The organism is Vibrio sp. V01_P9A10T6 (assembly GCF_963877065.1).
Taxonomy (GTDB): Bacteria; Pseudomonadota; Gammaproteobacteria; order Enterobacterales; family Vibrionaceae; genus Vibrio; species Vibrio anguillarum.
Genome location: NZ_CAWNTB010000069.1, coordinates 1 through 5774, shown reverse-complemented (window position 1 = coordinate 5774; position 5774 = coordinate 1). Strand labels below are relative to the sequence as shown.

The window sequence follows — 5774 nt, the reverse complement described above, 5'->3', positions numbered from 1 at the left end:
CGTCTACTATGCCCTTATCTCTAACAGATAAGGATCATATTCCTAGAAGTCCATTCATGGATGCGAGTTTTTTTAGTTTTCTAAATAAGAAAAAGGTTAAAATCGGAGTTTTTTATCGAGATGTTTACTGGCAGTTCGAAGAGTTGTCATCACTGTCACTTAATCAACGTATTAAAAAACTTATTACTCACTTTTTTTATAGAGCGGAGTTGGTTATCTATAATTTATTTATAGATAGCATGTTTGTACCTTCATTGAATATGAAAAAACACATACCTTATATTCAGCAGAGTAAATTTTTTGAACTGAACCCTGGCTCAGCATCTGTAGTATCTAAAACAAAGCAAGTTGGAGAGAAGCTAGAAGTTTTCTATGTTGGTGGTACGGTAGGCTATTACAATATAAACCTTTTTATTGCAGTTGTTGGAGAATATTTCCACGAAAGTATAAATTTCACCATCTGTACTCGTGAAGCAGATGCCAAAGCTCTTAGGGAAATCATCCGTAACTTACCAAGCAATGTACAGGTTGTTAGCCGCAGTGGGAAGGAGTTGGAAGCGCTATATGAAAATGTAGATTGTGCATGTCTTTACATGGAGCCAACTGAGTATAGGGACTTTGCGGTGCCGGTTAAACTCTTTGAGTACGTTAGCTATGGTAAGCCAGTCATTGCCACTGCGAGTACTTGGGTTGGGGAGTTTGTGAATGAACAGGGGTTAGGTTGGAAAGTTGATTACTCTGAACATTCATTAAAAGAATTTCTTCAGCAATTGTTAGATGAGAAATATAGTATTCCTGCATTTGCTGAAACAGTAAGAGAAAGGGCCCATTTATATTCATGGGAGAAACGCTGTAGAGAGGTCGAAGTCGCTCTGGGAAGTGTGAAGCAATGAAGATAGCTCTATTAGGCAATGCAAATAGCATTCATATCAGACGTTGGGCTGAAGGGCTTTACTCAAAAGGAATTGAAATTCATCTTGTGAGTTGCAACCCGATCACAGAACAATACTCTGAAGGTATTCAACTCCACCAGCTTACACCATATGCACCCTATGGCTACATCATTGCAGCGGTCAAATTAAAAAGGCTTCTCAAAAGAATAAGGCCAGATCTCTTACACGCCCATTATGTTAGTGGGTATGGTTCATTAGCAGCGTTGAGTGGGTATAAAAACGTTATGCTCTCTGCTTGGGGTGCTGACGTGTATGATTTCCCAGGTAAAAGTAGATTTAATCATTGGTTGGTAAAAAATAACCTTCAAAGAGCTAGGGCAATCGGAACCACTAGTCATTGTATGCTTACGGTGATCAAAGCCATCACCCCCGTTTTACCACCTATTCATGTCACACCTTTTGGCGTGGATACCAATTTATTTTGCCCCATTGATAAAAATATGGACGGCCCAAAGCCGAAGGTCTCCATAGGCACAGTTAAGCTTCTTCATAAAAAATACGGTATTGACACACTAATAAAAGCGTTTGCTATCGTAGTTAGTCACTGCAAAGATACCGAGCTAGAATTGGTCATAGTGGGTAATGGGCCAGAAGAGGAAAACCTCAAAAGATTAGCAAGCAGTCTTGGTGTTTCCCGGTTAGTTCAGTTTAGAGGCTATATTGACAACTCCCTTGTTCCTCAGATTCTTAACGCATTGGATATATACGTAGCATTAAGCCGACTTGACAGCGAAAGCTTTGGGGTTGCTGCTGTCGAGGCAAATGCCTGCAGTCTACCAGTTGTTGTTTCAGATGTATCCGGTTTTAAAGAAGTCGTTGTTGACGGAAAAACAGGTTTGATTGTTGAAAGAGATAACCCGGAAGCAGCAGCGCAGGCAATTTGTCGATTGGTAGTTAATGAAAGATTGAGAGAGAAAATGGGCAAATTAGGCCGACAACACGTTCTGGAGAACTACTCATGGGATGTCTCGCTAGATAAGATGATAGACGTATACGACGAGTTGATAGAATGAAAGATAACCATAAGAAAATATGGTATATATCAAAATACGCGAACATATCAAAATATGGTGCGGATACTAGACAGTCATATTTCTGCAAAGAGTTTTCTAAGAAAGGTAACGACGTTACTCTCATACTGTCGAATTCATCTCATCTATATAGTGCCTTGCCTAAATTCAGAGGGTTTTTCAAAGAAGAGAATTACAGCGGGTTCAACGTTGTTTGGGTTAATACATTAAAGTATAAAAATTCAAACTCACCGTATAGAATTTTGTCTTGGTTTCATTTTGAAATAATGACTTTTATCTATGGCATAAAAAAGTGTAGAGAGAAACCAGACGTAGTTATCGCATCGTCTTTATCAATTCTAAGCGTTATCTCAGGAGTGTTACTCAAACGATTTTATGGCTGTAAGTTTATTTTTGAAGTAAGAGATATTTGGCCACAGTCATTAGTAGAATTAAAAGGCCTAAATTTGACTCATCCACTCGTTTGCTTTTTATCTTGGATTGAAAAGTTAGGTTACAAGAGTTCTGATATTATTGTTGGTACCATGGGGAGATTGAATTTACATGTTAGAAAGCAGATTCAAGAAGATAAACAAGTCATTTGTATACCTCATGGTGTCAGTTTGGACTTCTATGAGAAAGAACAAACTGAGATAAATTCGGGCTATATTAAAAGTTATTTCTCAGCTGATAAACCTAATCTTGTATATGCTGGCTCTTTTAACCAAGCTTATAAGCTATCACGTATTCTTTCATTAGCAGGAAATGCCAAAAAGAATCTAGATGTGCATTTTGTCTTGATAGGCGATGGGCCTGAACTTGAAAAACTTCAGAACATGTCTCGTGGTATGGACAACGTAACGATAGCGCCGAAAGTCAGTAGAGAAGCACTTCATAGTATATTGAAACATGCCGATCTATTGCTGCACTCATTCGATGAGAAGCCTGTTTTTATGTACGGAGTGTCCCCTAACAAGTTTGTAGACTACATGTACGCAGGTAAGCCAACAATATGTATTGGCAATGTGTTTTGTCCGATGTTAGAAGAGTCTGGGGCTGGAGTGGTAATTGCTCCATATGATGAGAGCATATTCTATGAAAAGGTGAGAGAATATCTTTCATTAACGGATAGAGAGAAAGAGCTATTTGGCTTGCGTTCTCGCCAGTATATAGTTGAGGAATTAAACTACAGCAAGCTAGCAGAGAAATATTGTGCACTATTTGATAATTAAACGAACTTTCGATATCGTAGTATCTGTAACAGCCTTGGTGTTGTTGTCACCACTTTATCTCCTTGTATCTTTGCTTGTTTTATTGAAGCTTGGTCGACCAATACTGTTTTGCCAAGAGCGTCCAGGTCTCAACGGTTCTCTTTTTAGAATGTACAAATTTCGTTCAATGCTTAACGTAGATAGTTTGATTGCTCTGGAGAATGTTAAAACAGATGCAGTTAGATTAACCAGTTTTGGAAAGTGGCTTCGAGCAAGTAGCCTAGATGAATTACCTGGACTATGGAACGTTATTAAAGGCGAGATGAGTTTGGTCGGTCCAAGGCCTCTGCTGGTGGAATATCTCCCATTGTACTCAAGAGAGCAAGCTAGGCGTCATGAGGTAAAGCCAGGAATTACTGGTTTTGCCCAAGTCAACGGTCGAAACAGTATCTCGTGGGAAGAAAAGTTCAAACTTGACGTCTGGTACGTAGATAACATGTCACTAAAGCTGGATATTGAAATTTTGTTCAAGACCTCTTTAAAGGTGATTAGAAAATCGGATATTACGTCATTAGGTAGTGAAACTACCAAGCCATTCACAGGACAAAAATTATGAATTCACTTGCAATTATTGGAGCTGGTGGACATGGAAAGGTAATTGCAGATATTGCATCACAATGCGGATATGAATTGATCGACTTTTATGATGATGGTAAGCAAGCAGGTCAAATATTTGGTGCTTGGAAAGTAAAAGGGACAGTGGAAGACTTAGAAAAGCAGCAAAGTGACTACTGCGGAATAGTCGTTGCAATCGGTCAGAACGATGTCCGCTCAGCTTTGATTCAAAAGTTTGCTCTTCAGAAACGCATTACTTTAATACACCCAAGTTCAGTTATTAGCATTCATGCTCAAATAGGGGCAGGGACAGTAATCATGCCCCGTGCTGTTGTCAACGCTTTCGCTCAGATAGGTGAGGGTGTGATTATAAATACATCATCTGTGGTTGAGCATGATTGCCGTATAGGTAATTTTAGTCACATATCTCCTGGTGCCGTGCTTTCTGGAAATGTGCATGTGGGAGACTATTGTTGGCTTGGTGCAAATTGTAGTATTAGACAAAACGTATTTATCGGTTCCGGTGCAATCGTTGGAATTGGTGCGGTTGTGGTTAAAGAAGTTAAACCTGCGGCAACTGTCATCGGGTCGCCAGCAAAAGAATTATTGAAATAGGTTTATTGATGCTAAATACAGGATTTTCCCCTTGGCCGAATTATTCAGAGGATGAGGCAAACATCATCGCTGATGTGATCCGATCAAATCGTGTCAACTATTGGACAGGGGTTCATGGTAGAGCATTTGAAGAAGAGTATGCCGCTTGGTGTGGTACGCAATACGCAGTCGCTCTTAGTAATGGTACGGTAGCCTTGGAATTGGCCTTAAAGGCGATGGGAATCGGCCCGGGAGATGAAGTCATCACAACTCCTCGAACTTTCATCGCATCCGCATCTGCAATTGTTGCAGTTGGAGCAAAGCCTGTTTTTGCTGATGTTGAACTCGAAAGTCAGAACATTTCCGCAGAGACCATCTCACGTGTCGTTACTTCAGCCACCAAAGCCGTTATTGTAGTTCACCTAGCTGGACTACCAGCAGAAATGGACGACATTATGGTTTTAGCTGAACATTTAAATTGTTATGTCATAGAAGATTGCGCCCAAGCACATGGTGCAAAATATAAAGGAAGTTCAGTAGGCTCTATTGGCCATGTAGGTTGTTGGTCGTTTTGTCAGGATAAGATAATTACCACTGCAGGTGAAGGTGGGATGATAACAACAAATGATAAAGCGCTATTTGAGTTTATCTGGTCTTATAAAGATCATGGTAAAAACCGACAGAAAATGCTTTATCAAAGTACCGAAAAAGGAAAGTTTCGATGGTTGCATGATAGTTTCGGTTCAAACTACCGCATGACTGAAATTCAGGCAGCGATCGGTCGTTATCAACTCACGAAGGTTGAGGAGTGGTGTGATACCCGTCGTAGCTATATGGAAAAGTATAACGAGGTCGTGGGAAAATTTGAGTTCCTGAAAAGCATAAATATACCTGAATATTCTGTGCATGCCGGTTATAAATATTATATGTTTCTGTCTGATGTATTTTCAGAAATTGAGCGCGACGAAATTATTTCAAGCCTTACTGCTTTAGGTGTGCCAGTTTATCAAGGAAGCTGCAGTGAAATCTATATGGAAAAGGCTTTTGAACCGGACCTAAGGCCCACTCAAAGGTTAGAGAATGCAAAGCTGTTATCACAAAGCTCATTGATGTTTTTAGTTCACCCTTCATTAAGCTGTTCTGAAGTGGACAGAATATGTTACATTCTTGAAAGTTTCTTTAAGCACCTTATAAAAAATAAGTATAAAAGGTAATCAGATTGAAGAGAATAACATATAGGCCACAGTTGGATGGCTTGAGAACACTAGCTGTACTTTCCGTAATTATATATCACGCAGATATATCGGTTTTTGGTGTCAGATTTTTCTCTGGTGGTTATTTGGGAGTTGATGTTTTTTTTGTACTTTCAGGGTATCTAATCACTAAAATCA

The 5774-nt window shown here is 39.5% G+C and carries 7 protein-coding genes; all 7 read left to right on the top strand.

Translation table 11 applies throughout. From position 1 onward, the window contains the following. The coding region (locus AACQ21_RS04065; RefSeq protein WP_105976572.1) for a glycosyltransferase at positions 1–893 on the top strand (893 nt) is incomplete at its 5' end. Next, positions 890–1966 (top strand): glycosyltransferase, encoded by a 1077-nt coding sequence (locus AACQ21_RS04060; protein ID WP_094145523.1) that lies wholly within the window; start codon positions 890–892, stop codon positions 1964–1966. The genes AACQ21_RS04065 and AACQ21_RS04060, both read left to right, overlap by 4 nt. After that, positions 1963–3195 (top strand): glycosyltransferase family 4 protein, encoded by a 1233-nt coding sequence (locus AACQ21_RS04055; RefSeq protein ID WP_105976571.1) that lies wholly within the window; start codon positions 1963–1965, stop codon positions 3193–3195. Before AACQ21_RS04060 ends, AACQ21_RS04055 begins: the two co-directional genes overlap by 4 nt. After that, on the top strand, positions 3176–3790 hold the full coding sequence (locus AACQ21_RS04050) for a sugar transferase (protein WP_164996736.1): 615 nt from the start codon (positions 3176–3178) through the stop codon (positions 3788–3790). Before AACQ21_RS04055 ends, AACQ21_RS04050 begins: the two co-directional genes overlap by 20 nt. After that, the gene (locus tag AACQ21_RS04045) at positions 3787–4404 is read left to right on the top strand and encodes an acetyltransferase (RefSeq protein WP_094145525.1); all 618 of its coding nucleotides are present in this window, start codon (positions 3787–3789) and stop codon (positions 4402–4404) included. Before AACQ21_RS04050 ends, AACQ21_RS04045 begins: the two co-directional genes overlap by 4 nt. Before the next feature lie 8 nt (positions 4405–4412). Then, a complete protein-coding gene (locus AACQ21_RS04040) occupies positions 4413–5597 on the top strand; it encodes a DegT/DnrJ/EryC1/StrS family aminotransferase (RefSeq protein ID WP_105976570.1) in 1185 nt (394 codons plus the stop codon). 14 nt (positions 5598–5611) lie between these two features. Further along, positions 5612–5774 (top strand): acyltransferase family protein (locus tag AACQ21_RS04035; RefSeq protein WP_219884448.1); only part of this gene is annotated, 163 nt, incomplete at its 3' end.